Consider the following 3,832-nt stretch of genomic DNA (forward strand, 5'->3'; position numbering starts at 1 on the left):
ATCCCAAGGCCGCCACGGCGGAGCAACAGCAGAGGTGGCTTTGACTGCCTCGCCGAACGGGTGGCCGGTCTGCGAACGGCCCATCCGGACAAGACGGTCGAGGTGTGGGCCGAAGATGAGGCCCGGCTGGGTCTCAAGCCAATAGCCCGCCGGGTTTGGTCGCTCAAGGGCTGCCGGCCCGCCTCCAACGGACAGTCGAAATTCGAGTCCTTGTTCGTGTTTGGGTTCGCCCATCCGGCCAGCGGCCGCAGCCACACGTTGATTCAGCCGAAGGCCAACACCACGACCATGGAGGCGGCCCTGGCCGACTTCGCGGCCAGGGCCGACCCGGCCGGGCAAAAATTACTGGTGGTGATCGTGGACAACGCCGGATGGCATGTCGCCAGAAAACTGGCCGTCCCGCCCAACGTGGTCTTGCACCACCTGCCCCCTTGCACGCCGGAATTGCAACCGGCCGAACCCTTGTGGCCCTTGCTCCGGGAAGCGCTGGCTAACAAAACGTTCCCCACGTTGGAGGACTTGAAGGAACCCCTCGCCCGGCGGTGCGACTGGCTCGCCCGACATCCCGACACCGTCAAAGGAGCCGTCGGATTCCATTGGGTCGTCAAACTCGAATAATTACGGTTCAACGAGATTCGGTATAAGAGCCCCCCGGGGTGTCGCCGTTCATGAGCCGAAACAGTCCGTCCGCCGCCGGAATCGGACCTTCTGGAACTTTTGTTTGTTCCGGACGGCCGGCTTCCGGCGAAAGTTTCGGAACGGCGGGAGGAGGGACGGGCGCGGCGCGCGGCGACCGGAACATTCTCACCGTCGCGACGGCGATGGCGAGCAACCAGCCGCCCATTCCCGACAGGGCGATCAGATCCCCGGCGGTTCCCCCGGCCCGGCCGGCCAGGACCATCACCTGGACGGGCAGGATGATGACCGCCGCAAACTTGTTGAGGCGGGACCAGCGGGACAGCGAGCCGTCTCTCCGGCGGCGGTCGTTGTAAACGTCCCCGGTCAGGCAGACGACACAGGCGGCGAGCAACAGGGGAGGGAACAGGCAGAAGCCGGCGAGGATGAACACCGTCATCGTTCCAGACTTGCGATGCCACGGAACGTCGGCAAAAGTCCGGGGCGAGGTCGTCATGGCGTCTCCGTTGGCGGGGAGCGTCGGGGAATCGGCGGTTCTGGCTGTCCCCGCGTCGAGCCGGCGGGAACGAAGACGATGTCACTGATCGTCTGCAAAATTAAGTTGTAGACGATCAGTGACATTTGTGCCAGAAAAATGTCTTTGCGAGGACCGGGTCAATGTCGAATGCACTTACAGACGGGCGACGGCGAAACCAGGCCGGAAACGGCTGGCATTCCATCGGAGTGTGTTCCGAGAGAGGTTCAAAAATGATTCGCCGATAATTGGGTGCTGCCGGTGGCCCGGCCGTTCAGTCGGTGATCCCAAGGGCGTCCGGCGCGGCCCGTTCATCCGCCAGCCGGCCTGGCCGGACGAGCAGGTCAGGATCACACCTTTTGGCGATCAGTCGCTTGAGTAATTTTCCGGGGACGATGTTTGCCATTCCCCCAACCTCTGTCGACGTACTCCCGACTCTGGGGAGCGTTGGCCCCGTCTCCCGGAGGCGCCGCGGCACATCGCAGACATGGCTTTCAGACAGGTGGTGACGTGTCGCCCATGCCTTCCGGGAACCCGCCTGTTGCCAGGCATCCCGAAGCAGCTTGAGCAGTTGAATGTCGTTCATCATGGAACGACGGGCAGCATGGTCTGCGGATTCGCGCAAGCGGAAATGATGGCCGCGTCTGGGTTGTTGTGCCAGCCGGGCAATCGCCCGATCTCCTTGGAGGACCGGGGCGAAGACCGTACATAGATTGATTCGCCCTGACCGAACCCGCGTAGCCACTCAGGCAGAGAGCCGCGAGGAAGTGAATCTCTCTACCTCGCGCGTCAGAGTCTGAAGGACCATAAGACGTTTGGAGTTGACCCGCCGAAAAAGAATCCTTTGATCGCACCAGGCCTGTCCCGAGATTTTCGCCAAATTCGTCAGCGATCCGCCGTCACTTCCGCGGATGACGCCCCGAGAATTCGGCCGGATTTCACGTCCTGAACAAATGCGATGACCGTCCCGGATTTTGTGTCCCGACGTTTCAAAGCGGCCTTCCCTGAGAACGGGGTTTTTGATTTTACGACGTGAAAGTCCCGCACGATGTTGCGGTGTCGCAATTTTTGCCCGCTGTTCTCGCCGCGATCAGGGGCCGAGCTTGCCTCGGTCTCCGTCCATGCGACGCACAACACGGTCCCGGCGGGAGCGTCGCTCACCTTGTACTCCACGGCGATCTCCCGGCCGTCTGCGGACACATTGAGGTTTACTGTCGCCACCGACTTGCCCGCCAAAGCTGTTTCAACGGCCTTGGCAGCTTTCTTGTGGTCGGAACCTAAAAACTCGTCCGCACCGTTCACCACCATCTGGGGGGTATAAACGTTGCGCAAGCCGAGCAGTCGCGCGTACTCTTGCTGCCGTTTTGTGTGGGCGGCATCGGAGAAGCGGTCCTTCCAACCCAAATCGTCCCAATAATCGACATGAAATGACAGGCAATACACCGGTCGGCCGGTTTTCTTGGCGTCGGCCGCCAACAGGGCCAGCAAATCATCGGCCGGAGGGCAACTGGAACATCCCTCGGAGGTAAACAGTTCGACGACGGCAACGCCCTTGTTCTCCTCCCTTGGCGCGGGCGGCGCGCAGGCCGCCTGTGAAATCATCAGCCCGATGATCAACACTCGTGTTGCCAATGTCATGAAACTTCCCCTTTGGTTGCCACCCGTCGGCCTGAGCGGATCGGGGTTCTTGCCAATCAAGAGATTGCCGCCCGTCTTGCCCCTCTCACATTTAGACGGCGTCGCTTTGCGTCCCTGACGCGCGAAAAAAAAACAATCACCCCAAAGCCGCCCCCGACAAAGGACGCCCCGCGAAAATTGCAGGACGATTTTTTTCGCGGAGTGTCAGGCCGGCCGGGCCGGGCCGACCAAGGGCGAACGACTCACGGGATGGAACCCGGGTCGTATCACCCGAGACTGAGGAGACACTCACATGACCTGGTTGCGATCCGCCTCTCAAAATCCCCGCCCCAAACGACCGTTGCCGTTTCTCGTGGAATCACTCGACGAGCGGGCCGTCCCGGCGGCCCACGGCCTGTCCGATCGGCGTGGCGCGGGGGACACGGCCATCGTCTACACCGAGACGAACAATCCGCAAGACGGCCGGAATGCGGTGCTGGCCTTCACCCGAGATGGTCGCACGGGCGATCTCACCCGCATCGGGTCGTTCGCCACGGGCGGGACCGGGCAGTTGAATGTGCCCAAGCGCATCGGCCCGGATGACGGCGACCAACAGGTGCGGGCAAGCCAGGACGGAAAGTTTTTGTTCGCGGTCAACCAGGGCAGCGACTCCGTATCCGCCTTCAAAATCAAGGACCACGGGCGCCTGCAACTCATCGGCGACTTCGCGAGCGGCGGCGACCAACCGGACAGCATCGGCATCGCCGGCAACACCCTCTACGTCGCCAATCGCGGAGACGCCGGGCAGGGCCATCCGGGGACAACCACGCCAAACGTGACGGCGTTCACCATCAGCCGGGACGGAGCCCTGACGCCTGTCGCCAACTCGACGGTGACTTTTCCGGTCGGCACGTTCGTGACCCAGACGCTGGTCTCGCCGGACAAGCGGTTCCTGTTCGTGGAAGCCGCGACACTCGCCGGCGTCCCCGGCGGCAACACGGTGAACACGTTCCGCATCAACCCGGACGGCCGGTTGACGGCGGCGCCCGGCGGCCCGGCGTCGGC

Annotated in this window: 5 protein-coding genes; 2 read left to right on the plus strand and 3 right to left on the minus strand. The window is 62.8% G+C overall.

The window, feature by feature from the left end; all coding sequences use genetic code 11:
• On the plus strand, positions 1 to 618 hold a 618-nt coding region (locus BGIM_RS0131780), incomplete at its 5' end, for an IS630 family transposase (RefSeq protein WP_238537764.1).
• A gap of 7 nt (positions 619 to 625) precedes the next feature.
• On the opposite strand, the gene BGIM_RS0131785 is transcribed toward BGIM_RS0131780, so the two are convergent.
• The 3 genes from BGIM_RS0131785 to BGIM_RS53420 all read right to left on the minus strand — a co-directional run bounded on the left by BGIM_RS0131785 (position 626) and on the right by BGIM_RS53420 (position 2,788).
• A complete protein-coding gene (locus BGIM_RS0131785; protein ID WP_020473703.1) occupies positions 626 to 1,132 on the minus strand; it encodes a hypothetical protein in 507 nt (168 codons plus the stop codon).
• Positions 1,133 to 1,424: 292 nt separating this feature from the next.
• Positions 1,425 to 1,556, minus strand: a complete 132-nt coding sequence (locus BGIM_RS67910; protein ID WP_020473704.1) for a hypothetical protein — start codon at positions 1,554 to 1,556, stop codon at positions 1,425 to 1,427.
• Positions 1,557 to 2,035: 479 nt separating this feature from the next.
• Positions 2,036 to 2,788 (minus strand): DUF1223 domain-containing protein, encoded by a 753-nt coding sequence (locus BGIM_RS53420; RefSeq protein WP_020473706.1) that lies wholly within the window; start codon positions 2,786 to 2,788, stop codon positions 2,036 to 2,038.
• A 292-nt stretch (positions 2,789 to 3,080) separates the two neighbouring features.
• Between BGIM_RS53420 and BGIM_RS58630 the strand changes: the two genes are divergently transcribed.
• The coding region (locus BGIM_RS58630) for a lactonase family protein (protein WP_020473707.1) at positions 3,081 to 3,832 on the plus strand (752 nt) is incomplete at its 3' end.

It is taken from the genome of Zavarzinella formosa DSM 19928 (assembly GCF_000255705.1).
GTDB lineage: Bacteria > Planctomycetota > Planctomycetia > Gemmatales > Gemmataceae > Zavarzinella > Zavarzinella formosa.